27 protein-coding genes and 1 tRNA gene are annotated in these 25,881 nt (G+C 63.1%); 15 read left to right on the top strand and 13 right to left on the bottom strand.

Going from position 1 to position 25,881, the window contains the following annotated elements; genetic code table 11:
• Nucleotides 1-47 precede the first annotated feature (47 nt).
• Nucleotides 48-1,760: a hypothetical protein gene (locus tag AC1RMD_RS12480; protein WP_492926937.1), complete on the top strand. Its 1,713-nt coding sequence runs from the start codon at nt 48-50 to the stop codon at nt 1,758-1,760.
• A 124-nt stretch (nt 1,761-1,884) separates the two neighbouring features.
• Here the strand turns inward: AC1RMD_RS12480 and AC1RMD_RS12485 are convergent, their stop codons facing one another.
• The 4 genes from AC1RMD_RS12485 to AC1RMD_RS12500 form a co-directional block, all read right to left on the bottom strand.
• The gene (locus AC1RMD_RS12485; protein ID WP_492926938.1) at nt 1,885-2,169 is read right to left on the bottom strand and encodes a helix-turn-helix domain-containing protein; all 285 of its coding nucleotides are present in this window, start codon (nt 2,167-2,169) and stop codon (nt 1,885-1,887) included.
• 118 nt (nt 2,170-2,287) lie between these two features.
• Entirely contained in the window at nt 2,288-2,569 is a 282-nt protein-coding gene (locus AC1RMD_RS12490; protein ID WP_492926939.1) for a helix-turn-helix domain-containing protein, read from the bottom strand.
• Nucleotides 2,566-2,667 (bottom strand): hypothetical protein, encoded by a 102-nt coding sequence (locus tag AC1RMD_RS12495; protein ID WP_492926940.1) that lies wholly within the window; start codon nt 2,665-2,667, stop codon nt 2,566-2,568. Before AC1RMD_RS12495 ends, AC1RMD_RS12490 begins: the two co-directional genes overlap by 4 nt.
• Before the next feature lie 36 nt (nt 2,668-2,703).
• Nucleotides 2,704-2,780: transfer RNA gene (locus AC1RMD_RS12500), tRNA-Pro, on the bottom strand.
• A gap of 229 nt (nt 2,781-3,009) precedes the next feature.
• Between AC1RMD_RS12500 and AC1RMD_RS12505 the strand changes: the two genes are divergently transcribed.
• Both AC1RMD_RS12505 and arsC read left to right on the top strand, forming a co-directional pair.
• A complete protein-coding gene (locus AC1RMD_RS12505; protein ID WP_492926941.1) occupies nt 3,010-5,346 on the top strand; it encodes a TonB-dependent receptor in 2,337 nt (778 codons plus the stop codon).
• 40 nt (nt 5,347-5,386) lie between these two features.
• A complete protein-coding gene (gene arsC, locus AC1RMD_RS12510; RefSeq protein WP_492926942.1) occupies nt 5,387-5,734 on the top strand; it encodes an arsenate reductase (glutaredoxin) in 348 nt (115 codons plus the stop codon).
• A gap of 52 nt (nt 5,735-5,786) precedes the next feature.
• Here arsC and ispB read toward each other — a convergent pair whose 3' ends face one another.
• The gene (ispB, locus tag AC1RMD_RS12515; RefSeq protein ID WP_492926943.1) at nt 5,787-6,776 is read right to left on the bottom strand and encodes an octaprenyl diphosphate synthase; all 990 of its coding nucleotides are present in this window, start codon (nt 6,774-6,776) and stop codon (nt 5,787-5,789) included.
• A gap of 283 nt (nt 6,777-7,059) precedes the next feature.
• Here ispB and rplU point away from each other — a divergent pair, with 283 nt between their 5' ends.
• The 4 genes from rplU (at nt 7,060) to proB (ending at nt 10,200) form a co-directional block, all read left to right on the top strand.
• Nucleotides 7,060-7,371, top strand: a complete 312-nt coding sequence (rplU, locus tag AC1RMD_RS12520; protein WP_008445658.1) for a 50S ribosomal protein L21 — start codon at nt 7,060-7,062, stop codon at nt 7,369-7,371.
• Nucleotides 7,372-7,410: 39 nt separating this feature from the next.
• Nucleotides 7,411-7,668 (top strand): 50S ribosomal protein L27, encoded by a 258-nt coding sequence (gene rpmA / locus AC1RMD_RS12525; protein ID WP_116993343.1) that lies wholly within the window; start codon nt 7,411-7,413, stop codon nt 7,666-7,668.
• Between the two features lie 112 nt (nt 7,669-7,780).
• Nucleotides 7,781-8,890, top strand: coding sequence for a GTPase ObgE (obgE, locus tag AC1RMD_RS12530; RefSeq protein ID WP_492926944.1), 1,110 nt, complete (start codon nt 7,781-7,783; stop codon nt 8,888-8,890).
• Nucleotides 8,891-9,081: 191 nt separating this feature from the next.
• On the top strand, nt 9,082-10,200 hold the full coding sequence (gene proB / locus AC1RMD_RS12535) for a glutamate 5-kinase (RefSeq protein ID WP_492926945.1): 1,119 nt from the start codon (nt 9,082-9,084) through the stop codon (nt 10,198-10,200).
• A gap of 97 nt (nt 10,201-10,297) precedes the next feature.
• Here proB and nth read toward each other — a convergent pair whose 3' ends face one another.
• The 5 genes from nth to fdxA form a co-directional block, all read right to left on the bottom strand.
• On the bottom strand, nt 10,298-10,945 hold the full coding sequence (gene nth / locus AC1RMD_RS12540) for an endonuclease III (RefSeq protein ID WP_492926946.1): 648 nt from the start codon (nt 10,943-10,945) through the stop codon (nt 10,298-10,300).
• Entirely contained in the window at nt 10,942-11,640 is a 699-nt protein-coding gene (rsxB, locus tag AC1RMD_RS12545) for an electron transport complex subunit RsxB (protein WP_492926947.1), read from the bottom strand. Before rsxB ends, nth begins: the two co-directional genes overlap by 4 nt.
• A gap of 113 nt (nt 11,641-11,753) precedes the next feature.
• Nucleotides 11,754-12,989, bottom strand: a complete 1,236-nt coding sequence (locus AC1RMD_RS12550; protein ID WP_492926948.1) for a polyhydroxyalkanoate depolymerase — start codon at nt 12,987-12,989, stop codon at nt 11,754-11,756.
• Nucleotides 12,990-13,312: 323 nt separating this feature from the next.
• Nucleotides 13,313-14,380, bottom strand: a complete 1,068-nt coding sequence (locus tag AC1RMD_RS12555; RefSeq protein ID WP_492926949.1) for an NAD(P)/FAD-dependent oxidoreductase — start codon at nt 14,378-14,380, stop codon at nt 13,313-13,315.
• Nucleotides 14,381-14,490: 110 nt separating this feature from the next.
• Nucleotides 14,491-14,814: a ferredoxin FdxA gene (gene fdxA, locus AC1RMD_RS12560; RefSeq protein WP_008445669.1), complete on the bottom strand. Its 324-nt coding sequence runs from the start codon at nt 14,812-14,814 to the stop codon at nt 14,491-14,493.
• Nucleotides 14,815-15,056: 242 nt separating this feature from the next.
• Here fdxA and AC1RMD_RS12565 point away from each other — a divergent pair, with 242 nt between their 5' ends.
• The gene (locus AC1RMD_RS12565; RefSeq protein WP_492926950.1) at nt 15,057-15,338 is read left to right on the top strand and encodes a polyhydroxyalkanoic acid system family protein; all 282 of its coding nucleotides are present in this window, start codon (nt 15,057-15,059) and stop codon (nt 15,336-15,338) included.
• Between the two features lie 102 nt (nt 15,339-15,440).
• Here AC1RMD_RS12565 and AC1RMD_RS12570 read toward each other — a convergent pair whose 3' ends face one another.
• Together AC1RMD_RS12570 and AC1RMD_RS12575 are read right to left on the bottom strand one after the other, a co-directional pair.
• On the bottom strand, nt 15,441-15,692 hold the full coding sequence (locus tag AC1RMD_RS12570) for an acyl-CoA-binding protein (RefSeq protein WP_020705202.1): 252 nt from the start codon (nt 15,690-15,692) through the stop codon (nt 15,441-15,443).
• 186 nt (nt 15,693-15,878) lie between these two features.
• Nucleotides 15,879-16,184, bottom strand: a complete 306-nt coding sequence (locus tag AC1RMD_RS12575) for an HU family DNA-binding protein (protein ID WP_328595527.1) — start codon at nt 16,182-16,184, stop codon at nt 15,879-15,881.
• A gap of 186 nt (nt 16,185-16,370) precedes the next feature.
• On the opposite strand from AC1RMD_RS12575, the gene AC1RMD_RS12580 reads away from it, so the two are divergent.
• Nucleotides 16,371-17,147 carry a hypothetical protein gene (locus tag AC1RMD_RS12580; protein ID WP_492926951.1) on the top strand — a complete coding sequence of 259 codons (777 nt, stop codon included), beginning with the start codon at nt 16,371-16,373 and terminating at the stop codon, nt 17,145-17,147.
• 112 nt (nt 17,148-17,259) lie between these two features.
• Here the strand turns inward: AC1RMD_RS12580 and AC1RMD_RS12585 are convergent, their stop codons facing one another.
• The gene (locus AC1RMD_RS12585) at nt 17,260-17,616 is read right to left on the bottom strand and encodes an FKBP-type peptidyl-prolyl cis-trans isomerase (protein WP_492926952.1); all 357 of its coding nucleotides are present in this window, start codon (nt 17,614-17,616) and stop codon (nt 17,260-17,262) included.
• A gap of 140 nt (nt 17,617-17,756) precedes the next feature.
• Between AC1RMD_RS12585 and AC1RMD_RS12590 the strand changes: the two genes are divergently transcribed.
• From AC1RMD_RS12590 to AC1RMD_RS12615, 6 genes are all read left to right on the top strand, one after another.
• Nucleotides 17,757-18,728: a YVTN family beta-propeller repeat protein gene (locus AC1RMD_RS12590; protein ID WP_492926953.1), complete on the top strand. Its 972-nt coding sequence runs from the start codon at nt 17,757-17,759 to the stop codon at nt 18,726-18,728.
• A complete protein-coding gene (locus AC1RMD_RS12595) occupies nt 18,728-19,696 on the top strand; it encodes a polysaccharide deacetylase family protein (RefSeq protein ID WP_492926954.1) in 969 nt (322 codons plus the stop codon). Before AC1RMD_RS12590 ends, AC1RMD_RS12595 begins: the two co-directional genes overlap by 1 nt.
• On the top strand, nt 19,693-20,700 hold the full coding sequence (locus tag AC1RMD_RS12600; RefSeq protein ID WP_492926955.1) for a sterol desaturase family protein: 1,008 nt from the start codon (nt 19,693-19,695) through the stop codon (nt 20,698-20,700). Before AC1RMD_RS12595 ends, AC1RMD_RS12600 begins: the two co-directional genes overlap by 4 nt.
• The gene (locus tag AC1RMD_RS12605; protein ID WP_492926956.1) at nt 20,700-21,524 is read left to right on the top strand and encodes an EI24 domain-containing protein; all 825 of its coding nucleotides are present in this window, start codon (nt 20,700-20,702) and stop codon (nt 21,522-21,524) included. Before AC1RMD_RS12600 ends, AC1RMD_RS12605 begins: the two co-directional genes overlap by 1 nt.
• A 15-nt stretch (nt 21,525-21,539) precedes the next feature.
• Nucleotides 21,540-22,325 (top strand): competence/damage-inducible protein A, encoded by a 786-nt coding sequence (locus tag AC1RMD_RS12610; protein WP_492926957.1) that lies wholly within the window; start codon nt 21,540-21,542, stop codon nt 22,323-22,325.
• A gap of 354 nt (nt 22,326-22,679) precedes the next feature.
• Nucleotides 22,680-25,799, top strand: a complete 3,120-nt coding sequence (locus tag AC1RMD_RS12615) for a transglycosylase domain-containing protein (RefSeq protein ID WP_492926967.1) — start codon at nt 22,680-22,682, stop codon at nt 25,797-25,799.
• The last annotated feature ends 82 nt before the right edge of the window (nt 25,800-25,881 follow it).

The following is a 25,881-nucleotide window of genomic DNA, read 5'->3' on the forward strand; positions in this document are numbered from 1 at the left end:
AGCACATCATTACGCTTCAATCACAGTGCGAAGGGTGAGCCATCCAGATGTCCCAGACGACTGAATCCCCACATGACGAGGGCGCCGCGCCTTCCGCCAGCGCCTCCCACGTGCGTCACCTGCGGCAGATATTGCTGTGGCCGTTGCGGCTGATGCCGGTCTGCGGGGCCGACCGCAGCCACCTGCGGCCGTGGGAAGTCCTGCGGGACATGGCCGCCGGCGGCGCGTCCCCATGGTGCGAGGTCGTCGACGAGTACGATGGCGACGTGGCGAATTTCCATGAACGGCACTACAACGAATTCGTCACCTTCCTGCCCTATGTGCAGCGCTTCCTGTACGGCGAGGGCCGGACCCCCGACAACCGCGGCCACGCCTCGCCGATGCGGGTATTTCGCCGGCGCGACGTCGCCGGCATGCGCGTCGTCCTGAACCACGGCGATGCCCCGCTGCTGCTCGATGTGGTCCACATCGACTTGTACTTCTTCTACGATGTCGACGTCGTCATGCTCAATATCGAGGTGGGCATCGATGACATCCCGCTGGCGACCGCACATGACTTGCTGTATCGCCTGGGGCGGGCCTATCCGGCCGGCTGGGATGAGTCGGGCGAGCCCTTGCACGGACTGAAGAGCGTCGAATGGCTCAACGAGAACAATGTGGTGATCGCGCGCTCGGAGTCGCAGGACAAGGAGGCCATGCTGCTGCATGTCTGGGCCCGGCGCGCGCCGTGCTTCGCGCCGCACTGGAAGTTCCTGCTCGAACCGCTGGTCCATGACCTGGAGGACCAGCCAGGCGCGCTGCGCTACCAGCAGATCGAGTACTACCGCATGCCGCTGATGGCCTATCTGGCGGTCGACGATCCGCGCGCGCTCAGCCACAGTGACTTCGTCCGGCTCGGCCTGGTCACCGGCCCGGGCCGGCGCGGCGGCGCATGCGCTGCCGGCCCGGACGAATCGGCCTTGCCCTATTCGGGCCAATACCTCGACGATTTCGAGAAACAATATTGTTACGACCGCTTCTGGACCGCCACCGGGATCGCGCCGCATACACGCTATTTGTGCAACGGACATGCCATGGTCGTGGTTGGCGATGCGCACTCGCACTTTTATGGCTGCCGCGACCGCGGCGTGCTGGCCCAGTTCCGGCATCAGCATTTCCTGCTGTTCCTGATCGCCCACCTGCAGAAGGCGTCATTGCTGATGTTTTCCGACCGTCTGGCCGAGGCGCTCAATTGCCTCAACGTGGGCGACGCCGAAAGCGTGCGGCGCTTCAAACGCCGCATTCGTTCCTCCTTCGAGGGCTTCCTGCGCTTCACCCATCGCTACTGGTTCCATGAGATTTCCGAGCAGGCGCAAACGCGGGCGCTGTTCCGTATGTGCTCGACGCACCTGGAACTGGATCGCTTGCATGCCGAGGTCAAGGTGCGCGTCGCCGACATGAACGGCTACCTGGACGCCGACAGCCTGCGCCGGCAGGCCAACACGGTGGTACGACTCACCGTGGTCACCATTTTTGGCTTGATAGGCACGGTAACGACGGGCTTCCTGGGCATGAATCTGCTGGCCGAGTCCGACGCGCCGATGAGCCGGCGAATATGGATCTTCGTCGCCACGCTGGTGATTACGGTGGTGGTGACCGTCTATACCATGATCAAATCCAAGCGCCTCTCGGACTTCCTCGACGCGCTGTCCGATGAGCGTTTGCCGTTGTGGGACAAACTGAAGTCGTTTGCCGCGGTGTGGTTTTACCGGGCGGATTGATGTCGCTGGCGAGCATGCGCGCCGGCAGTTGAGCCAAGTGCTCCGTAATCTCGAGGCACAGGGCATGCGCCAAGGGCATGCCCTGCAGCGCTTTGGGCGCGGGTGGTCGCAGAGGAGTGTTCAATTAAGCTCCCGCCAGGAGCCGGTTGACCGTCGACGGGACATCGTCCGGTCCGATGGCCTCGCCGGACAGGAGACGCGCAACCTCGGGCAGCAGATGTTTGGGGATAAGGACCAGGCTTGCTTCCATGGCGTCCGCCAGCGCCTCGACAGTGCCGAACCGGGAGTCGAGTTTTCCGCCCAGGACGTTGCTGACCTGCGGCACGCTCATGCCGGTCAAATTTGCCAGGTTCTGCAGCGTTTTGCCCTGCTGGCTACGGCGTTGCTGTAGCTGCTCGAAGACGGTCATCTTATGCGTTCGGATAAATTATGACGATGATTTTACGCCAAAACATAAACTGTATCCGAGGGATGAGGCGATTGTGGTCGGCGTCAACACCGCAGTTCCTTTCCGACCGATGAGGCTGTTACGCCGCTTCCCGTAGCTGGAATTCGATGTGCATACCCGCTTTGGCAGCCATATTCACCAGCGCATCGATCCCGAACAGATTGATCTTGCCGCGCATCAGATCGGACACGCGAGGCTGAGTGATGCCAAAGAGCTTGGCGGCATCGCCTTGGTTCAGTCCGGATTTGGTGATGTAGCTTTTCAGCTGCGCCATCAGTTGTGAACGAACCTTCATGTTCTGGGCCTCTTCTGGCGTGTCTTCAATTGCGTCCCAGACGCTTGTAAAGCGATCAGTGGTCATTTTCCTAGCTCCCTCTTCAAATCACGGTAGCGTTTCTCGGCCAAATCAATATCGGACTTACTGGTTTGCTCGGTTTTCTCCTGAAAGCAGTGCGTCACGTAGAAAGCAAAGTAATTGATGTGAAAGGGGAAATTTGGTCGGGGTGAGAGGATTCGAACCTCCGGCCTCTGCGTCCCGAACGCAGCGCTCTACCAGGCTGAGCCACACCCCGACTACGGAATAATTACATCAGAATTTTGCGCATTTTTCAACTGTATGCGGGTGGCAGGAACTTGCTCGACATCAACCCGTCTATCGCCCATTTGTGACTAAATGCCAACGTCTGCCGCACGAATGGCAGGTTTCTTGCTTTGCAAAAAGATCAAGATGGTTAATATAGTTAAATATATCAATACGCATTATTTTGGGGCGCTGCCCTCACTGACACGGGAAGGTCTGACATGAAGATACGGCAAACGATGATGTGCAGCGCGGTGGCTGCGGCGATGGCGGCGATGGCGGGACCGGCGTGGGCGCAGCTCAAGCCGTCCGACGAGATCGAGGTGGTCCGGGTGACGGCGCAAAAGCGCAAGGAAGATCCGGCCAAGGTGGCGATGAGCATCACCGCCGTCACCGGCAGCCAACTGCAGGCCGAGCACGTGAAGGACTTCACCGACCTGACCCGCGTGGTGCCCAATATTTCCTTCACCGCCGCCAGCGGCAACGGCGGCGCCGGTCCCGGCACCGAGAACATCGAGATCCGCGGCATCAGCTCGACGGCCGGCGCGGCCACCGTCGGCATCTACCTGGGCGATGTTTCCATCACCGTCGGCAACGTCTACACCATGGGCACGGTCGAGCCGAAGTTCTTCGACATCGACCGCGTCGAAGTGCTGCGCGGGCCGCAGGCCACCTTGTACGGCGCCAGCTCGATGGGCGGCACCATCAAGTTCGTGCCGAACGAGCCCGACCTGAAGGAGCGCGAGTTCAGCACCTACGGCGAGCTGTCCAACACCAAGGGCGGCAGCGGCAACTACGCCGCCAACATGGTGGCCAACTTCCCGCTGATCCAGGACGAGCTGGCGCTGCGCATCGGCGTGCAGACCCAGCACACAGGCGGCTACATCAACCAGGTCGACGGCGACGGCAAGGTGCTGGCCAATAACATCAACCAGCTCAGCGACCAGGAAATGCGGGTGGCGCTGAAGTGGAAGCCGATCCGTTCGGTGACGATCACGCCGTCGGTCTACTATCAGAAGGTGGACGCGAAAGACATCGCCGCCTTCAACCTGGACCGGCCTTTCTACCAGGCGCAGAAGCAGGTGCGCGAACCGTCCAAGGACACGCTGCTGACCCCCAGCCTGACCGTCAACTGGGACCTGGGCGCGATGGACCTGACCTCGGCCACCAGCTACTTCGAGCGCAAGTTCGACCGCACGCAGAACGGCTCGGCCTACAACAGCTATTCGCTGTCGACCTTCCTGACCTCGACCGAGGACGGCGGCAAGGCGCCGGCGGAACTGATCGCGGCGATTGCCGGCCTGCCGTCGGCGGTCTACCTGAACAACCAGGTGCGCCAGGTGTCGCAGGAATTCCGCCTGGCTTCGCGCCCGTATGACGCCAGCGTGTCGCCCTGGACCTGGCTGGCCGGGACTTACTTCTCCAACCAGCACACCAACGTCGTCGAGAACGATCCAATCTTCGGTGTGACCGACACCTTCAAGAGCTTCGGTTTCGACATCGCCGACCCGGACCTGCTGCCGGACGCGCGGCCCGGCCAGTTCCCGAACGATAACTCGTTCGCCGGCGCCTTCCATTTCCGCGAGAAGCAAAGCTCGATCTTCGGCGAGGTCAACTACTACTTCACGCCGACCGTGCACGCCACCGTGGGCGCGCGCTACCTGAAGGCCGACTCCACGCTGGACCAGCGCAACGGCAACTACCTGGCCGGCGCCGGCAACAACAGCAGCGCCAGCCTGTCGTCCAAGGCCTTCACGCCGAAGTACGCGCTGACCTGGGAAGTCAATCCGACCAACACCGTCTACACCAGCGTGGCCAAGGGCTTCCGCCTGGGCGGCAACAACATCTACGTGCCGCCGACCACCTGCGCGCAGGACCTGGAGGCGAACGGCCTGAGCAAGGGCCCGGATTCGTATTCGGCCGACAGCCTGTGGAGCTACGAGGTGGGCAGCAAGTCGCGCTTCCTCAACAACCGCGTCACGGTCAACGCCGACGTGTTCTACGTGAAGTGGAAGAACATCCAGCAGGGCGTCTACCTGCCGACCTGCGCCTACACCTACAACGCCAACGCCGGCGACGCCACCAGCAAGGGCTTCGAGTTCGACATCAAGGCCAAACCGCTGCCGGGCCTGACGCTGACGGCGTCGGCTGGCTACGTGAAGGCCGAGCTGTCCAACGACGAGGGTTCGCGCAACGGCGTGGTCGGCGCGGTGGCCGGCGCGCAGGTGCAGGGCGTGCCGAAATATAACGCCGCCTTCAACGCCAGCTACAACTTCGCCGCGTTCGGCGACAAGAGCGCCTACGTGATGGGCGGCATGCAGTGGGTGGGCGCCAGCAAGGGCTCGCTCAATCCCGAGCAGACCGACTACCAGCGGCCGGCCTACCACAGCACCGACTTCAGCGCCGGCATGTCCTTCGACCGCTACAACGTGAGCGTGTTCATCAAGAACGCCTTCGATACCGACACGGTGATCCAGCATCCACAGGTGGCGTCCATCGTGCAGGGCTACCGGCTGGCGCCGCGCAGCATAGGCGTGAGCGTGGCGGCCAAGTTTTAAGCGATAATGCTGCCTTTGAATTCCACGCAAAGGCAGCATCATGAGCATCACGATTTATCACAACAACGCCTGCGGCACCTCGCGCAAGACGCTGGAAGCGATACGCGCCACCGGCGTCGAGCCGGAGATCGTCGACTACGTGAAGAGCCCGCCGTCGCGCGAGGCCCTGAAGGCGATGATCGCCAAGGCCGGCCTGAGCGCGCGCGCAGCGATGCGCGACAAGGGCGATTTGTACGAAGAGCTGGGCCTGGCCGACGCCGCGCTGTCCGACGACGCGCTGCTGGACGCGATGATGGCCCATCCGATCCTGATCAACCGCCCGTTCGTGGTGAGCGACAAAGGCGTGCGCCTGTGCCGTCCGTCCGAGCTGGTGCTGGAACTGCTGTAGCGATGCGGCCATCGCGGCCATAAAAAAACGGCGCCTGGGGCGCCGTTGTCGTTTAGTGCGTGCGGTGGACCGAGAAGTGGGCCAGTTGCAGCAGCGATTCCTTGTAGACGCTGTCGGGCAGGTCGGCGATCGCGGCGCTGGCGCGTTCGGCCGCCGTCACCGCCTGCTGGCGCGTGTAGTCCAGCGCGCCGCTGGTGGTGATCGCCGCCAGGATGGTGTCGAAGTGCTGCTCGTCGCCCTGCTCGATGCAGCTGCGCACCAGCTCGCGCTGCGCCGGCGTGCCGTTTTCCATCAGGTAGATCAGCGGCAGGGTCGGCTTGCCTTCGCGCAGGTCGTCGCCGACGTTCTTGCCGATTTCATTGGCGTCGCCGGCGTAGTCCAGCACGTCGTCGATCAGCTGGAAGGCGGTGCCCAGCGAGCGGCCGTATTCGCCGGCGGCGTCGATCTGCGCGTCGTTGCAGCCGGAGATCAGCGCGCCCAGCTCGGCCGCCGCTTCGAACAGCTTGGCGGTCTTGGAGCGGATCACCTGCAGATAGCGTTCCTGGCTGACGTCCGGGTCGTGCATGTTCAGCAGCTGCAGCACTTCGCCTTCGGCGATGACGTTGGTGGCGTCGGACAGGATCTGCATCACGCGCATATTGTTCAGGCCGACCATCATCTGGAAGGCGCGCGAGTACAGGAAGTCGCCCACCAGCACCGAGGCGGCATTGCCGAACAGGGCGTTGGCGGTGGCGCGGCCGCGGCGCAGCGACGATTCGTCGACCACGTCGTCGTGCAGCAGCGTGGCGGTGTGGATGAATTCCACCACCGCCGCCAGCTCGTGGTGCGCCGTGCCTTTATATGCGTAAGCGTTGGCCACCAGCAGGACCAGCACCGGCCGGATGCGTTTGCCGCCGGCACTGATGATGTATTCAGCAATCTGATTGACGAGACTGACCTCGGAATGCAGTTTCTGGCGGATCACCGTGTTGACCGCGTCCATGTCGGCGGCGATCGTGTGGGCGATATTGTTTTGAGTGGCGTTTTGGGTAGCGGCAGACAAGGCGAACCTGTGCGGTAGACTATTGGTGCCGCGATTATACGTCATGCCCCCGCGGAGAGGGGCCTCGGCCCCTGTTCCCGGCAACATGTTTGCCAAATATGTAACGCATTGGCCGCTGCAAAATTGTCGACATACCACGCCCGTCGGCATTTGTGAATAGTTTTTGACGCGAAATCCCATCCCATGTATAATCAGCGGTTCCCCGGTTTCCATGCCTGCCTCTCAAGGGCGTTGTAAGGACTCCGGACGAAATTTTCTTAAACATTTGATGAGGTTTCAAATCATGTACGCGGTCATAAAAACCGGTGGCAAACAATACAAAGTTGTCGCTGGCGAAAAACTTAAAGTAGAACAGATACCGGCAGACATTGGTTCCGAACTCACCATCGATCAGGTCCTCGCCGTTGGCGAAGGCGAAAGCATCAAATTTGGTGCTCCTCTGGTTGAGGGTGCAAAGGTACTGGTTACTGTTGTGGCACACGGTCGTCACGATAAAGTGAAGATTTTCAAGATGCGTCGTCGTAAGCACTACCAGAAGCATCAAGGCCATCGCCAAAATTACACCGAAATCCAAATCGTATCGATCAACGGCTAATCGCCGTTTGCCCGAGAATTAGTATCCAAGGAGTCTTAAATGGCACACAAAAAAGGCGGCGGCACAACGCGAAATGGTCGTGACTCAGAATCAAAGCGCCTCGGCGTTAAGGTTTATGGCGGTCAATCGATCAATGCTGGTGGCATCATCATTCGTCAACGCGGCACGCCAGTGCGCGCCGGCGAAGGTGTTGGCATGGGCAAAGACCACACCCTGTTCGCTCTGGTGAACGGCAAGGTCAAGTTCGTAGTCAAGGGCGAAGGTTCGAAGCAATTCGTTACCGTAGTCCCAGCGTAAATAACGCTACCAGCCCGGTGCGCTCGCCGCACGGGTTGTTTTGTAAGGCGCAAGCCTTCAATCGAAAGGCTCTGCCCACGGTAGAGCCTTTTTAGTTTTATGGTGGTGCATCATGAAGTTTATCGACGAAGCAAAAATTGAAGTAATCGGTGGTGACGGCGGCAATGGTTGCGCCTCGTTTTGCCGTGAAAAATTCCGCCCGTTCGGCGGCCCTGACGGCGGCGACGGCGGCAAGGGTGGCTCGATCTGGGCCGTAGCGGACCGTAACATCAATACCTTGGTCGATTTCCGCTTCTCGAAAGTCCACCGCGGTAAAGACGGCGAATCCGGCCGTGGCGCCGATTGCTACGGCAAGGGCGCGGACGACATCCACCTGCGCATGCCGGTCGGCACCCTGATCATCGACGATCTGTCGGGCGAAATCCTGGCCGATCTGACCGAACACGGCCAGATTGAACTGCTGGCCAAAGGCGGCGAGGGCGGCTGGGGCAACATCCACTTCAAGACCTCGACCAACCGCGCCCCGCGTCAAAAGACCGAAGGCAAGGAAGGCGAACGCCGCGACATCCGCCTGGAACTGAAGGTATTGGCCGACGTTGGCCTGCTGGGCATGCCGAACGCCGGCAAGTCGACCTTTATTTCGGCCGTATCGAACGCGCGTCCAAAAATTGCCGATTACCCGTTCACCACCTTGCACCCGAACCTGGGCGTGGTCCGCGTGTCGCACGAGAAGAGCTTTGTGATCGCCGACATTCCCGGCTTGATCGAAGGCGCTTCCGAAGGCGCCGGCCTGGGCCACCAGTTCCTGCGTCACTTGCAGCGCACCGGTCTGCTGCTGCACATCGTCGACCTGGCGCCGTTTGAAACCGACGTCGATCCGGTCAAGGAAGCCAAGGCCCTGGTCAACGAACTGAAAAAGTACGACGAAGCGCTGGTCGACAAGCCGCGCTGGCTGGTGTTGAACAAGCTCGACATGGTGCCGGAAGAAGAGCGCGTCAAGCGCGTCAAGGACTTCGTCAAGAAGTTCGGCTTCAAGGGCCCGGTGTTCGAGATCTCCGCGTTGAGCCACGACGGCACGCAGGAGCTGGTCAACGCCATCCAGAAACACCTGGAAGCGAAGCGCCACAGCGAGCAGCGCGCGGAAGAAACCCAGATGACGGAAGAGGCGCGCGGCATCTCCTCCATCGATCCGGACGATCCACGCTTCAAGATCCTCGACTAATCCTCTGCATTACCGGCATAATCAGTTATCAGCTGATTATGCCTTTCCATCTCGGCGCCCGTCCCGCCACCGCAGGGCCGGCGACTGTTAGCGGCAAAGCAGGGCAACCCGCCCACCACAATCACAGCACTGAACGTTCCGGGCCCATGGCCGGAGATTGATCGTCCGTTTGTTTTGAGAGTTGTCGCGTCATGAATTCTGTCATCCAAAAAGCTAGCCGCATCATCATCAAGGTCGGCTCCTCGCTGGTCACCAACGACGGCCGTGGGCTGGACCACGCCGCCATCGCGCGCTGGGCCGCGCAGATCGCCGGCCTGCGGGCCCTGGGCAAGGAAGTGGTGCTGGTCTCGTCCGGCGCCATCGCCGAAGGCATGCTGCGCCTGGGCTTCGAGCAGCGCCCCACCGACATCCACGAATTGCAGGCCTGCGCCGCCGTCGGCCAGATGGGCCTGGCGCAGATCTACGAGACCAGCTTCCGCGCGCACCAGCTGGGCACGGCGCAAGTGCTGCTGACGCACGCCGACCTGGCCGACCGCGAGCGCTACCTGAACGCGCGCTCGACCCTGACCACCTTGCTGCGCCTGGGCGTGGTGCCGATCATCAACGAGAACGACACCGTGGTCACCGACGAGATCAAGTTCGGCGACAACGACACCCTGGGCGCGCTGGTGGCCAACCTGATCGAGGCCGACGCGCTGATCATCCTGACCGACCAGCAAGGCCTGTTCAGCGCCGATCCGCGCAAGGACCCGGCGGCGGTGCTGATCCAGCAAGGCCGGGCCGGCGACCTGGCGCTGGAAGCGATGGCGGGCGGCGCGGGCAGCAGCCTGGGGCGCGGCGGCATGCTGACCAAGATCCTGGCGGCCAAGCGCGCCGCCAAGTCCGGCGCGCACACGGTGATCGCCTACGGCCGCGAGGACAATGTGCTGGGGCGTCTGGCCAGTGGCGAGCCCATCGGTACCGAGCTGGTGGCGCAGACCGGCCATCTGACGGCGCGCAAGCAGTGGATGGCCGATCACCTGCACACGGCGGGGCAGGTGGTGCTGGACGCGGGCGCGGTGCAAAAGCTGAGCAAGGAAGGCAAATCGCTGCTGCCGATCGGCGTAGTGGAAGTGAAGGGCGAGTTCGGACGCGGCGCGGTGATCACCTGCGTCGGCGTGGACGGCGCGCCGGTGGCGCGTGGCCTGTCGAACTACACCAGCGCCGAAACGCGCCGCATCATGCGTAAGCCGTCGAGCGAGATCGAATCCATCCTGGGCTTCGTCGAAGGCCAGGAACTGATCCACCGCGACAACCTGGTGCTGGTTTAAAAACATGGGGGTCAAGTCTGACATTCGGACACGGCCTCTGCCGTAAGCGCTTGCTACGGCAGAGGCCGTGTCCGAATGTCAGACTTGACCCCGGCGTTTAGATGCCGTCCGGGGCGGGGGTCTTGCTGCGGTAGTCGCACAGGTCGAGCTGCATGCAGTTCCAGCACTCGGGCTTGCGCGCCTTGCAGGTGTAGCGGCCGTGCAGGATCAGCCAGTGGTGGGCGTCCTGCAGAAACTCCTTCGGCACGAATTTCAGCAGCTTCTGTTCGACGATGTCGACGTTCTTGCCCGGCGCCAGGCCGGTGCGGTTGGCGACGCGGAAGATGTGCGTGTCCACCGCCATCGTCGGTTCGCCGAAGGCCGTGTTCATCACCACGTTGGCGGTCTTGCGACCCACGCCCGGCAGGGCTTCCAGCGACTCGCGGTCGCGCGGCACTTCGCCGCCGTGCAGCTCCACCAGCATCCGGCAGGTCGAGATGACGTTCCTGGCCTTGGTCTTGTACAGGCCTATGGTCTGGATGTAGCTCTTCAACTCCTCCTCACCCAGATCCAGTATGGCCTGCGGCGTGTTGGCCACCGGGTACAGCTTGCGCGTGGCCTTGTTGACGCCGACATCGGTCGCCTGCGCCGACAGCAGCACGGCGATCAGCAGTTCAAACGGCGTTGTGTATTCAAGTTCGGTTTCAGGCTTGGGATTGGCGGCGCGGAAGCGCACGAACATTTCGTAGCGTTTGGCTGGATTCATATCTTGTTGGGTTGTTCGGAATCCGCCTGCGCGGATTCCTTTTTCAGACGCGCGCGTTCCATCGCGGCGGCGATGATGGCGCGCTTGCGTTCCTTCTCGGCTTCGCCGGCGGCGTCGGCCGGATCGAGCGCATGCACCGCCGCCATCTTGGCTTTGGCCTTGGCGGCCAGGCGGGCGTCGTTCTCGTCCCTGTCGCGCTGCAGGCGCACGGCGCGGAAGTCGTGCCGTTCACGCGCGGCGTCGGCGTCGGCCTGGCGCCAGGCGTCCCAGCCGGTGGTCTCGGTGACCGGGTACATGACGATGCAATCGACCGGGCAGGGCTTGACGCACAGGTCGCAACCGGTGCACAGCCCGGGCACGATGGTGTGCATCAGCTTGGCCGCGCCGATGATGGCGTCCACCGGACAGGCCTGGATGCACAGCGTGCAACCGATGCACAGCGACTGGTCGATATAGGCCACCGCGCGCGGCCGCTCCAGGCCGTTGACGGGATTGAGCGGGATGACCATGTGGCCGGTCACCGCCGACAGCCTGGCGATGCCTTCCGCGCCGCCAGGCGGGCATTGGTTGATCGCGGCGGCGCCGGCGGCGATCGCTTCGGCGTAGGGACGGCAGCCGTCATAGCCGCACTTGGTGCACTGCGTTTGCGGCAGGACGTCTTCGATGCGGTCGGCGAGTGAGGTGGAAGTCGGCACGGCGGAGGTGAGGGCGATAAAACGCCATTATCCAATAAAAAACGCCCGGGCGGCTTGGCGACGATGGTAGCCGTCGCCAGCCCGCGCGGGCGTTGCCGGGAGCCGGCGAATGTTTAGCCGTGCTTCTTGATGAACTCGGTGATCTTCGGGCACACCATTTCGCGCCAGCGGCGGCCGGAGAAGATGCCGTAGTGGCCGGCGCCCGGCGCCACGAAGTCTTGCTGCATGTCGGCCGGGATGCCGGAGCACAGGTCGTGCGCGGCCTGGGTCTGGCCGGCGCCGGAGATGTCGTCCAGCTCGCCCTCGACGGTGAACAGCGCGACCGTGGTGATGTCCTGCGGACGCACCAGCTTGCCGCCCACCGTCCACGTGCCCATGGGCAGCGCGAAGTCCTGGAACACGGTCTTGATGGTGTCCAGGTAGTATTCGGCCGGCATGTCCAGCACGGCGTTGTACTCGTCGTAGAACTTGCGGTGGCTGTCGGCCGGCTCGTCGTCGCCCTCGACCAGGTGCATATAGAACTCGCGGTGGCTCTGCGCATGGCGCCCCGGGTTCATGGCGATGAAGCCGGCGTGCTGCAGGAAGCCCGGATACACCTTGCGGCCGAAGCCTGGGTAGTTCGGCGGCACCGCGTAGATCACGGTGTTTTCAAACCACGAGAATTTCTTTTCGGTGGCCAGGTTGTTGACCTGCGTCGGCGAGCGGCGCGGGTCGATCGGGCCGCCCATCATGGTCATGGTCTTCGGCAGCTTCGGATCCTTGGCGGTGGCCATCAGCGCAATCGCCGCCAGCACCGGCACCGTCGGCTGGCAGACGGAAATCACGTGCACGTCCGGGCCCAGCTGACGGATGAAGTCCTGCACGTAGAAAATGTAGTCGTCCAGGCGGAAGGCGCCTTCGGACAGCGGCACCATGCGGGCGTCGGTCCAGTCGGTGATGAAGACGTCGTGGTCGTGCAACAGGCCGCGCACGGTGTCGCGCAACAGCGTCGAATGGTGGCCGGACAGCGGCGCCACCAGCAGCACGGTCGGCTGTTTCAGGGCCTTGGACTGCTTGTCGTCCAGGTCTTTCTTGAAGTGGATCAGGCGGCAGAAGGCCTTGTTGGTCACCACTTCTTCGATGATGCCGATGGTTACGCCCTTGACTTCGGTGCTGTCGATTTCAAACGCCGGCTTTTCGTAGTCCTTGCCCAATCGGTACATCAGCTCGTAGCCCGCGGCGATGCGCTGCGAAAACGGCGTGTGCGCCAGTGGCGACACCGGATTGGTGAACATCTTGGATGACGCGTCGGCCCACTGCATCAGCGGGGTCAGGAGCGAGCGGTGCATTTCGTGCAGGTGGTAGAGCATATTTATTCCTGGGGTCAAGAGCTTGGTGCGATGCACCAATACCTTACATCATAAGCCAAATCTTAGAATAATTGTTTGTGACGTAAAGCATTCCAAAGTACCGTCGGGCAAGCCTACGTATTATCCACAATGTCGCCGTGGTCAAATAATAATACCGCCGAACCAATAAAAAAAGCAGCGTTTCCGCTGCTTTTGTGTAGGACACTGGCTTATATACGCGCAGAGGCTGCTTCAAAATGAGCGCCGCGAGGCGCGGTGGCGAAGGCAGTGCGCTAGCACGGCGAGACGCCGCAACGACGCGGCGGTCTTTTTGAAGCGGCCTCTTAGTCGAAGACCGGGGTTTCCACGCCGAGAACCTTGTGCAGTTTCGGCGACGTGGTGGTGTATTGCATGTGGATCTTCTTGTCCGGGAAGATGTACGGCGCGGCGCCGAAGGCGGCCAGCGCGGCTTCATGGAAGCCCGACAGGATCAGTTTTTTCTTGCCCGGATAGGTGTTGATGTCGCCCACCGCGAAGATGCCCGGCACGTTGGTCTCGAATTTCTCGGTGCTTTGCACCTTCAGCTGGCGGCGCTCGATGTCCAGGCCCCATTCGGCGATCGGACCCAGCTTCGGCGACAGGCCGAAGAACACCAGCAACATGTCCAGCGGCACGCGGCGGGTCACGCCGTCGGCGCCGGTGACTTTCAGCTGCGACAGCTTGCCGTCGGCATCGACTTCATGGCCGGTGGCCTGGCCGACGATCAGTTGCATTTCGTATTCATCGCACAAGGCTTTCATCTTGGCGACCGAGGCCGGCGCGGCGCGGAAATCTTCGCGGCGGTGCAGCAAAACCACCGATTCGGCCTTGCCGACGAAGTTCAGCGCCCAGTCCAGCGCCGAGTCGCCGCCGCCGCAGATGACCAGGTTCTTGCCTTCGAACTGGGCCGGATCCTTGACCTTGTAGTGCAGTTGCGTGCCTTCGAACACTTCGATGCCGTCCACTTTCAGCGTGCGCGCCTGGAACGAGCCGACGCCGGCGGCGATGAAGATGGTCTTGGTGATGAACACGGTGCCGACGCTGGTCTCGACGTCGAAGCGGCCGTCGTCGCGACGGGCGACCTTGGTCACTTCCTGGCCCAGGTGGAAGGTCGGTTCGAACGGTTCGATCTGCTTGAGCAGGTTGTCGGTCAGTTCCTGGCCGGTGCACGAAGGCACGGCCGGGATGTCGTAGATCGGCTTGTCCGGGTACAGTTCCACGCACTGTCCGCCCACCGCGCCCAGCGAATCGATCACGTGGGCTTTGATTTCCAGCAGGCCGAGTTCGAAGACCTGGAACAGGCCGACCGGGCCGGCGCCGATGATGACGGCATCGGCTTCGATGACGCCAGGGGAAGTGACAGTGCTATTCATACGTGGTTTCCTGTTAATTCAGTAATGGTTAGGCAACACTGGGCTGCGCGGCCGCTGTTGCCAGCGTACGCGGAAGGCGCTGCCCCTGGCTGCCTGGCCAGACGGGCGTCTTAGCGTACCAGCAGGTGCAGTTTTTCCTTGACGTCCTTGAACTGGTCCGCTTCCGGCAGCGGAGGGATAGTCTTGGTAATCGAAGGCCAGTTGCGGGCGAGGTCGACATTGATCTTGATGAATTGCTGCTGGTCGCCAGGCACGTCTTCTTCGGCGAAGATCGCGTTGACCGGGCATTCAGCCACGCACACGGCGCAGTCGATGCACTCGTCAGGGTCGATCGCGAGGAAGTTCGGGCCTTGGCGGAAACAATCTACCGGGCAAACATCGACGCAGTCCGTATAGCGGCAGCTGATGCAAGATTCGGTGACAACGTGGGTCATAACAGTCCTATCAATGTTGGTGTGCAGCGGCGTCGGCGGCGGTGGGATGGCCCGGCTAACCTCAGCAAAGCACTGTATTTTAAGGTAATTCGCTATTTCTCACAAATTGCGCTTATATACAATACCTATAAGCAAATGCGTTGCGACGCGTGCGGGGATGCCGCCGCGTGCGGCGCGGCCGGGCTGGCGCGCCGGCGGCGCAACTGGCATCATGGCGCCTTTTCTATCATAGAGGATGCCGGATGGCTGATATCAACATCGTCCAGGCGCACCACCTGGCGCTGGAACCGGCCCGCGCGGCCGCCCGGGAAGTGGCCGACAAGCTGGCCGAGCAATTTGATCTGGAGTGCGTGTGGGATGGCGATGTGCTGCGTTTCGAGCGCAGCGGCGTCAGCGGATCGCTGACCTTGTTGCCGGACGAAGCGCGCCTGCATATCGCGTTGGGCTTCCTGTTCAGCGCGTTCTCGTCGCAGATCGAAGCCAAGGTGGCCGACAAGATGCGGCGCGTGTTCACCGCCGCATAAAAAAACAACCCGGGGTCAAGTCTGACATTTGGACACGAGCTCTGCTGTAACGCAACGCTACAGCAAAGCTCGTGTCCGAATGTCAGACTTGACCCCGTGGTGTTATTTGAGACCTTCGATCAGGTCGATGTACTGTTGTTTGGCTTCGTCCAGCGAGGTGCCCTGCAGCGCGGCCCAGGCGTCGAACTTGGCGCGGCCGACGAAGTCGGTCATGCCGGGACGGTCGCCGCTGGCGTCGCCCGCCGAACCTTGCTTGAACAGCGCGTAGATCTTCAGCAGCGTCATGTTGTCCGGGCGCTCAGGCAGGTTCTTCGAATCCAGCTGGGCTTGCGCGAATTGCTCTTCTAAACTCATCACTTCTCCTCGGGTAGGTGGGGGTAGCCGCCATCATACCCGCAGCCGCCGCCAAAACCGCTAGAGGGTCTCCTCAAAAACAGAACGGCGGACAGACCGGTCCTGGGACCTGGCATGTACCGCCGTTTCCGGTGCCCTGGCGGGCACTGGCGCCGCGCCGCGAACGCCGCGTGCCGGAGCGCCTGCTTACTTCTTCTTCGTCGGGTTGACGGCCGACTTCAGGGTCGCGCCAGCCGAGAATTTTGGAGTTTTCGACGCAGCGATCTTGATCGCTTCGCCGGTTGCAGGATTGCGGCCTTTACGAGCAGCGCGTTTCGCTACGGAGAAGGTGCCGAAGCCGGTGATGCCTACCGTGTCGCCTTTTTTCAGACGCTCGGTGATGATGGCGATCAGAGTATTCACTGCACCGTTGGCGGCAGCAGCGGACACTTCAGTGCGTTTCGCAAATTCTGCAATCAATTCGCCTTTTTTCATTACTACCTCCTTGGTTATTAGAGCGCGCAGATTAGCATAAATATTGTCAAATGTAATGGTTTCTGTACGAAGTAGCCCTTACAGTAGCTGCCGCGCCACGCTGCACTGCAATAAAACCCCCGTGTTTACAGGCGCTACGCGGCGCGCGCGGACCCGCGTCACGCTGCAAAAAGGTTTATGATGGGACGATCCGGGACAGGAATCATGACCTTTTCAGACGAGACTTTGATCGCATATGCCGACGGCGAATTGGACGACGCCCTGCGTCTCGCCATCGAGTCCGCCATGCGCCGCGACAGCAGCATCGCCCGCCGCGTGGCCCGCCTGCGCGCCGCGCGCGACGAGGTGTACGCCGACCAGGCCCCGTCCGGGCTCGAACTGGGTTCCCATCCGCGCCACGCCAAGGTGGTGCAGCTGGCGGCGGTGCGCGCGCAGCGCGCTGCGCAGCAGCAGGCTGCGCGCAAGGCGGCCAGGCATCAGTGGGGCTGGCTGGAGTGGAGCGCGCTGGCGCTGGTCATGGTGCTGGGCCTGGCGGCCGGCAAGTTCGGCCTGGCGCGCTGGCAGCCGGGCTGGTTCAGCGAGCCGGCGGCGCCGACCACCGTCGCCAGCCGCAACGGCATGCTGGTCGCGCAGGGCCGCCTGGCCAACGCGCTGAGCCAGCAGATGGGCGGCGCCGCGCCGTCGGAAGGCGAGGTGCGGGTGGGACTGAGTTTTCTGTCGAACGAGGGCGGGTACTGCCGCAGCTTTACGCTGGTGGGCCTGAGCCAGGATCTGGTGGGGATCGCTTGCCGCGCCAGCGACGAATGGCGCATCCCGGTGCTGGTGCAGAACGCGCGGCCGCTGCCGGCGCCGGCCGCTTACGGCCTGGGCGGCACCGACATGCCGACCGCGCTGCTCGAAGCGATCGACCAGCGCATCGTCGGCGGCATGCTCGACACGCGCGCCGAGCTGGAAGCTTTGCGCCGCAACTGGCAGCGCTAGCGGGCGCTACGAGCGACCGCAGCGTCGTTGTGGCCCCTCGCCGTACAGCCGTACTGTCTTCGGCGCCACGCCTAGCTGCGCTCGCTCGTAGCGCCCGCTGTATTTTTTGGGATTAAACGCCCAGCAGTTCCACATCAAAAATCAGCGTGGCGTTTGGCGGGATCGCGCCGCCGGCGCCGCGCGCGCCGTAGCCCAGTTCGGCAGGGATGATCAGCTGGCGCACGCCGCCGATCTTCATGCCTTGCACGCCTTCATCCCAACCGCGGATGACCATGCCGGCGCCCAGGGCGAACTCGAACGGATCGTTGCGGTCCTTGCTGGAGTCGAATTTGGCGCCCTTGGTGCCGTCGTCGTTGCGCAGCCAGCCGGTGTAGTGCACGGTGACGTTCTGGCCGGCTTTGGCGACTTCGCCTTCGCCCACGGTCAGTTCGATGTATTGCAGGCCGGAGTCGGTGGTAATGGTGGTCATGATTTTCCTTCTATGGAGTCGTTAAAGTTAGCCCCGAATTGTAGCAGGGCGTCCGCGGCAAGGAATAATTGCGGCTTTTGTCTCGTCCCGGCGCAGTTTGCACGTAAAATAAACGTTTTGCTCTTTCAAGCGATTTTTACATGCTCCGTAGTTTCCGCCGTATCGTGCTTTCCGGTGTCTGCGCCGTCACTGCCATCGGCAGCGCGCAGGCCAACGTAGTGGTTGTGCTCAACTCGCGCGACGCCACAGTGCAACTGCTGGACCAGGGCACTTACAAGGACCTGTCCACCTTCCCGGTCGGCAAGGAACCGCATCACCTGATGTCGACCCCGGATAACAAATCGGTGATCGTCGCCAGCTCGGTGGGCAACGAGCTGATCTTCCTCGATCCGAAAAGCGGCCAGGTCCAGCGCACCGTCAAGGACATCCTCGACCCTTACCAGATCGGCTTCTCGCCCGACCAGAAGTGGTTCGTGTCGAACTCGCTGCGGCTGGACCGCGTCGACCTGTACAAATACGATGGCGCCAACCTGACCTTGAGCAAGCGCATTCCGCTGGCCAAGTTGCCCAGCCACATGGCCTTCAACGCCGCCAGCAATATGGTGTTCATCACCCAGCAGGGCAGCGACCAGGTCAGCGCCATCGACCTGAGCACGCAGACGCTGAAGTGGACCATGTCGGTCGGCAAGCTGCCGGCCGGCATCGCCATGACGCCCGACGACAAGTACCTGCTGGTCGGCATCATGGGCAGCGACTACGTCGAAGTGATCGACTGGAAAACCCAGAAGACCGTCAAGCGCATCAAGACCGGCCAGGGCGCGCACAACTTCCGCGCCGCCGGCGACGGCCGCTACACCTATGTGTCGAACCGGGTGTCGAACTCGATCAACGTGATCGACCAGAAGACGCTGGAAAACGTCGGCCAGATCAATGTTCCCGGCGGCCCGGACTGCATGGAGATCACCGCCGACGGCAAGACCATGTGGGTCACGCTGCGCTGGATCAAGAAAGTGGCCGTGATCGACCTGGTCACCCGCAAGATCACCAAGCTGATCCCGGTGGGCCGCTCGCCGCACGGCGTGTTCTTCTTCAACGCCGCCCAGCGCATGTAATGAACGCCGCCGCCGCCCTGACTTTGCTGGCGCTGGCGGCTACGCCGGCGGCCGACAGTGCCAAGGCGGCCCACGCCAGCAATAGCGAGGCGCGCGTGCTCAACGACGCGGCCCGCGCCGCCAACGCCCATGCCCGCAGCCTCAACGGCCCGGCGCGGCGCGCGGCCGAAGCCAAGGCGGCCGGGGTTGCCGCCGCCGCGACCACGGCATCGGCCGCCGGCGCCAAGCCGCAAGCGGCGGTGCTGCGCCGCGGCGCCTGCAAGGGCACCATCTACCTGAGCTTCGACACCGGCAGCCAGTCCCAGGCCACACTGATCGCCGACACGCTGAACCGTCACCAGATCAAGGCCACCTTCTTCCTGGCCAACGAGAAAACCGTCAACGGCGATTACTCGCTGGACCCGGCGTGGTCGGCCTACTGGAAGGCGCGCGTGGCCGAAGGGCATGCGATCGGTTCGCACACCTTCGACCATGACGTGCTGGTCAAGGACGGCGCCGGCGGCGCCATCCAGGTCAAGCCCGGCTTCGGCGCGCACGCCGGCAAGGTGCGATCGCTGACGCCGGCGCAGTATTGCGAGGAAATCAAACGGGTCGACCAGCGCTTCGTCGAGCTGACCGGCAAGCACCTCGATCCGATCTGGCGCGCGCCGGCCGGCCGCACCTCGCCGCGCACCCTGGCGGCGGCGCAGGCCTGCGGCTACGCGCACGTGGGCTGGGCGCCGGCCGGCTTCTCCGGCGACGAGCTCTCCAGCACGGCCTACCCGAATGCGCTATTGTTGCAAAAGTCCCTGCGCGACTTGCGGGACGGCGACATCTTCGTCGCCCACATGGGGATCTGGTCGCGCAAGGATGCCTGGGCGCCGGCCAACCTGGAGCCGCTGATCGGCGGCCTGCAGCAGAAGGGCTATTGCTTCGCCACGCTGCGCGAACACCCTGACTATCTTTCACAGTTTAACAAACACAAATGATGCAATTATTTTCCGACTGGCTGGGCGTGGCCCAAGGCTGGTTGTTCGAGACGGCGATACAGCCGCTGATGTTCCAGTTCGGCTTCGGCGAATTCATCGAGGAAGCGTTCGAGGGCACCGAGTGGCTGCTGATCGGCGTGCTGGAGCTGACGCTGATGTTCCTGGTGTTGCGTCCGCTGGAGGCGATGATCCCGGTGCACAAGTTCACCGATCCGCACGCCCGCCGGACCGACTTCATCTACACCGTGCTGCACCGCGTCGGCCTGTTCTCGGTGCTGATCTTCTTCACCCTCGATCCGCTGATGGACAGCGTGGCGGCGATGCTGCGCTTCGAAAGCTTCCAGCCGCTCAACCTGGAGACGCTGTGGCCGGCTCAGTGGCCCGCGCTCGGCCCGCTGGGCAGCTTCCTGCTCTACTTCGTGGTGCTGGACTTCTTCGATTACTGGTACCACCGCGCCTCGCACCAGTTCAACTGGTGGTGGGGCCTGCACGGCCTGCACCACAGCCAGCAGGACATGAACCTGTGGAGCGACAACCGCAACCACCTGCTCGACGACCTGCTGCGCGACGTCTACATGGGCGTGATCGCGCTGTGCATCGGCGTCGAACCGTCGCAGTATGTGATGCTGGTGTCGGTGTCGCGCATCCTGCAAAGCCTGCAACACGCCAACGTGCGCATCCACTTCGGCCGCGTCGGCGAGCGGCTGCTGGTGTCGCCGCGCTACCACCGCATGCATCATTCGATCGGCGTCGGCCACGAATCGCACGGCCAGGGCACGCTGGGCGGCTGCAATTTCGCCGTGCTGCTGCCCATCTGGGACATCGTTTTCCGCACCGCCAATTTCACGCCGGCGTTCGTCGCCACCGGCATCCGCGACCAGTTGCCGCACACCGACGCACAGGGCGTGGTCACGCCGGGCCGCGACTACGGCAAGGGCTTCTGGGCGCAGCAGTGGCTGGGCCTGAAACGCATGGTGGAATACGCACGCAAGGATGTAGTCTGATGAGCTATGTACTGCGCTCCTGGGGGCGCGCCTTCCTGTCTCAATGGCACGGCAAGCTGCTGGCGATGAGCCTGGTGCCTTTCCTGCTGGCGGTCGGCGTCTGGGCCGTGGCCCTGTATTTCTGCCTGCAACCGCTGATCGATTACGTGCACGCGCAGTTCGCCGAGCACAATCTGTTCACGCCGGCCGGCAACCTGCTCGCCACGCTGGGGCTGTCCGTGCTGAAGACCGTGATGCCGCCGCTGATCGCCATGCTGCTGTTGCTGCCGCTGATGATACTGACCGCGCTGATCTTCATCGGCGTGATCGCGATGCCGCTGATCGGCCGCCACGTCGGTCTGCGCCACTATCCGCAGCTGGAGCAGCGCAAGGGCGGCAGCCTGGTGGGCAGCGCCGTCACCGCGCTGGGCGGCATGGCGGTCTTCATCGGTCTGTGGATTGCGACCTTGCCGCTGTACTTCTTCCCGCCGCTGGCGGTGCTGGTGCAGGCGCTGCTGTGGGGCTGGCTGACCTGCCGCGTGATGGTGTACGACGCGCTGGCCGACTACGCCAGCGCCGAGGAGCGCCGCCAGATCCTGGCCGAGCACCGCTGGCGCCTGCTGGCGATCGGCGTGATCTCCGGCGCGGCCGGCGCCTTGCCGGGCGCGATCTGGCTGGGCGGCACGGTGCTGGCGGTGGTGTTCTTCCCCTTCCTGGCGGCGGCGTCGATCTGGCTGTACGTGCTGATTTTTATCTTCACCGGCTTGTGGTTTGCGTATTATTGTCTCGATGCGCTGGCGCGCCTGCGCGCCCAGGCTGCCGCTCCGGCGGAAATCACCCTTTAAAGAAAGCAGATAACCATGGCCATCGGTCTCATCATCATCGGCGACGAAATCCTGTCCGGCAGGCGCGTCGACCAGCATTTCCCCAAGGTCGTGCAGATGCTGGCGGCGCGCGGCCTGCAACTGAACTGGGCCGAGATCCTGGCCGACGATCCCGAGCGTATCACCGCCACGCTCAAGCGCACCTTCGCCGGCGACGACATCGTGTTCTGCTGCGGCGGCATCGGCGCCACCCCGGACGACCACACCAGGCTGGCGGCCGCCAACGCGCTCGGCCTGCCGCTGCTGATGCATGAGCAGGGCAAGCGCAACATCCAACAGCGCATCCTGCAAATGGGCAAGGATGCCGGCCAGCAGGTGGACCTGAACTCGGAAGAAAACCTGCACCGGCTGAAGATGGCCGAGTTCGCACAAGGCGCGGCGCTGATTCCTAACCCGTACAACAACATTGCCGGATTCGCTTTGCACAAACACTACTTCGTGCCCGGCTTCCCGGTGATGGCGTGGCCGATGATCGAGTGGGTGCTGGACACGCACTACGCCGACCTGTTCAACCGCGAGCCGCGTTTGGAGCAGTCGGTGCTGGTGTACGAAGCGGCCGAATCGGCGCTGACGCCGCTGATGGTGGCGATCGAAGCGCAGTTCCCGCGGGTGAAGGTATTCAGCCTGCCGAGCGTGGGCGATGCGCACACGCGCCGCCATATCGAGCTGGGTGTCAAAGGCGAAGCGGTCCAGACAGCCACAGCGTTTATTCAATTGTGCGCCGAGCTCAAGAAGCTCAATGTAGAGTTCAACAACACTTAGTGTCACACTGTTATCAGTAGGGCCGGGACGGCGTTCTTTCCTCGAGAAGTACGCCGTTGTTTTTTTGCGAAAAACAAACGGCGCAGTAAAATTATTCTGCGTCCGCGCCGGTTCGCACCCCTCTGATGTGGTGCAATGGAAGCTCGCAAGTCCTAGTAAGTTTTACTGAAACAGCTGACCGGTTTGAATCATATGTTAAGCAATCGTCGTTTCCGCCGGCCCCGTCTTGTTGTCCGCGCAGTGCGCAAATTGCGCGCAGGCGCAGCAGCATTAGGCTATCGCCGTACCCGTCACCTGCGGGTCGTGCCGCCGCCCACTCCCGAGCAAACCGAAGCGCATCTGGCCCAGGCCCAGATGGACGCGCCGCCGCCCACCACGCCGCCGAAAAGCAAGCGCTCGCGCAACGCCTTCCTGCTGGTGTTGCTGGTCGGCCTGTCGTTCGCGGTCTACTGGGGCGTGCAGGAAACCCGCAGCTCCAGCCTGCAGGCGCGCATCTTCACCGACCTGGTCGGCAAGATGACCTACAAGATGGAAGCGGGCCCCAGCAAGGCGATCCGCTTTCCGAAAGACAGCCCGTATGACGAGCGGCTCGGCTACGCCGGCTTGCCGGACTACCTGGGCAAGCTGAGCGCGCGCGACTACCAGGTCAGCGCGCAGGTGCGCATCTCGCCCAAGATGGCCGAGCTGGCCGACATGGGCGTGTTCGCCACCTATCGCGAAAAGACCAAGACCGGCCTGACCATCTACGATTGCCGCGCGCAGCAACTGTTTGCCGCCAGCTATCCCGAGCGCATCTACAACAAGTTCGAGCAGGCGCCGATGGCCTTGATCAACAGCCTGTTGTTCATCGAAAACCGCGAGCTGCTCGACACCAAGTACCCGACCCGCAATCCGGCCGTCGAATGGGACCGGCTGGGCAAGGCGGTGATCGAAAAAAGCGTCACCTCGGTGGCCGGCGGCCATCGCGCGCCGGGCGGCAGCACGCTGGCCACGCAGATCGAAAAATACCGCCACTCGCCGGAAGGCCGCACCGGCTCCATGAAGGACAAGTTGCAGCAGATGGTCTCGGCCAGCCTGCGCTCCTACCAGGACGGGCCGGACACCACCAAGGCGCGCCGCCGCATCGTCATCGACTACCTGAACACGGTGCCGCTGTCGGCCAAGCCCGGCTACGGCGAGGTGAACGGCATGGGCGACGGCATGTGGGTGTGGTACGGCCGCAGCTTCGCGGACTTCAACCGCCTGATGGGCGGCAATCTCGACAACCCGGATGCGGAAACCGCGCTGGTCTACAAGGAAGCGCTGAGCCTGATGATCGCGCAACGCCGCCCGAGCCACTACCTGGGCAACGGCGCGGCCGACCTGGAAGTGCTGGCCAACAGCCACCTGCGCATCCTGGCGCAGGATGGCGTGATCACGCCGGCCATGCGCGACATGGCCTTGCGGCAGAAGCTGCATCCGGCCACCGGCAACGGCCTGGAGTCGGCGCCGGCGATGACCTTCGTCTCGCGCAAGGCATCGAACGCGATCCGCAACCACCTGGCCAACCTGCTGGGCGACAACCGCATGTACAACCTGGACCGCCTCGACCTGAGCGTGGTCAGCACGCTGGACGCGCAGGCCCAGACCGCCGTCACGCAAGTGTTGCGCGACCTGCGCGATCCGGAGAAGGCCAAGGCCGCCGGCCTGACCGGCAAGGGCATGCTGGGCAACGGCGATCCGGCCAACGTGGTGTACAGCTTCACCTTGCTGGAGAAGGGCGAGCAGAACAATCTGCTGCGCCTGCAGACGGACAACTACGACCAGCCGCTGGACATCAACGAAGGCGCCAAGCTGGACCTGGGTTCGACCGCCAAGCTGCGCACGCTGGTGACCTACCTCGACATCGTCGACATGCTGCACAAGAAGTACGGCGGCATGGACGCCGCCGCGCTGGGCGCCGTCAAGATCGATCCGCAGGACAGGCTGTCGCAGTGGGCGCTGGAGTACTTCAAGGCGCTGCCGCTGGACAAGGGCGGGCGCGAGCTGACGCCGATGCTGAACGCGGCCATGGAGCGCAAGTATTCGGGCAATCCGGGCGAGGGCTTCTTCACCGGCGGCGGCCTGCACCACTTCGGCAACTTCTCGAAGGAAGACAACGGCAAGATCCTGACCGTGACCGAGGCGCTGCGCCACTCGACCAACCTGGTGTTCGTGCGCCTGATGCGCGACGTCGCCAAGTACTACATGTTCCAGACGCCGGGCTCGTCGGCATCGCTGCTGGCCGACTCGGACGATCCGCGCCGCGCGCAATACCTGGCGCGCTTCGCCGACAAGGAAGGCAAGGAATTCCTGGCGCGCTTCTACCTGAAGTACAAGGGCAAGCCGGAATCGGAGCTGGACAAGATCCTGCTGGCGAATATCCGCAGCACGCCGGTGCGCCTGGCGGTGATCCATCGCACCGTGTACCCGACCGCCAGCCAGCAGCAGTTTGCCGCCTTCCTGAAGGACAACCTGCCGTCGCAGAACGAGGTGCCGGAAGAGCGCGTGGCCAGGCTGTATGACCAGTACGCGATCGACAAGTGGTCGCTGGCCGATCGTGGCTACCTGGCCAGCGTGCATCCGCTGGAGCTGTGGATGGCGGCCTATATGCGCCTGCACAACGGCGCCACCTTGTCGCAGATGACGGCGGCCAGCGAGAAGGAGCGGCAGGAGGTTTACCAGTGGCTGTTCAAGACCCACCACAAGCACGCGCAGGACAAGCGCATCGCCGGCCTGATCGAGGTGGAAGGCTTCATGGAAATCCACAAGCAGTGGAAGAAGATGGGTTATCCGTTCGAATCGCTGGTGCCGTCGTATGCGACCACCCTGGGCGCGTCGGCCGACCGTCCGGCGGCGCTGGCGGAGATGATGGGGATTATCGTCAACGGCGGCGTGCGCAAGAGCAGCCAGCGTATCAGCTCGCTGCACTTCGCCGAGGGCACGCCGTATGAAACCGTGGTCACCAAGGGTAAGCCGACCGCCAACGAGCAGGTGCTGGCGCCGGAGGTGGCGCGCGTGGTGGCCGATGCGATCCGTGGCGTGGTGTCGGACGGCACCGCCAAGCGGGCGCGCACGGCCTTCGTGGCTTCGGACGGCAAGGTGATACCGGTCGGCGGCAAGACCGGCACCGGCGACCAGCGCTTCGACGTGTATGGCGGCGGCGGACGCCTGATCGAGTCGCGCTATGTGAACCGTTCGGCGACGTTTGTGTTCAATATCGGCGAGCGCTTCTTCGGTTCGATGACGGCCTACGTGCACGGACCGGAATCGAAGAACTACGACTTCACCAGCGCGCTGCCGGTGCAGTTGCTGGTGGTGCTGGCGCCCAGCCTGATGCCGCTGATCGAACCGCATCCGATCGCCAAGCCGGGGCCGACGCCACCGGTGATCGTCAAGACCGGCGGCAACGCCACCGCAGCGGTGACGCCGCCCCTCCAGGCCTGTGGCGGCTAAACACCGGGGTCAGATACCGTCTTGAATGGCAAGCCCTTTCGGTAGGTAATTAGCATCGAAAGGCTTGTCATTGTGTATCACC

It is taken from the genome of Duganella sp. GW822-FHT06D06 (genome assembly GCF_058799615.1).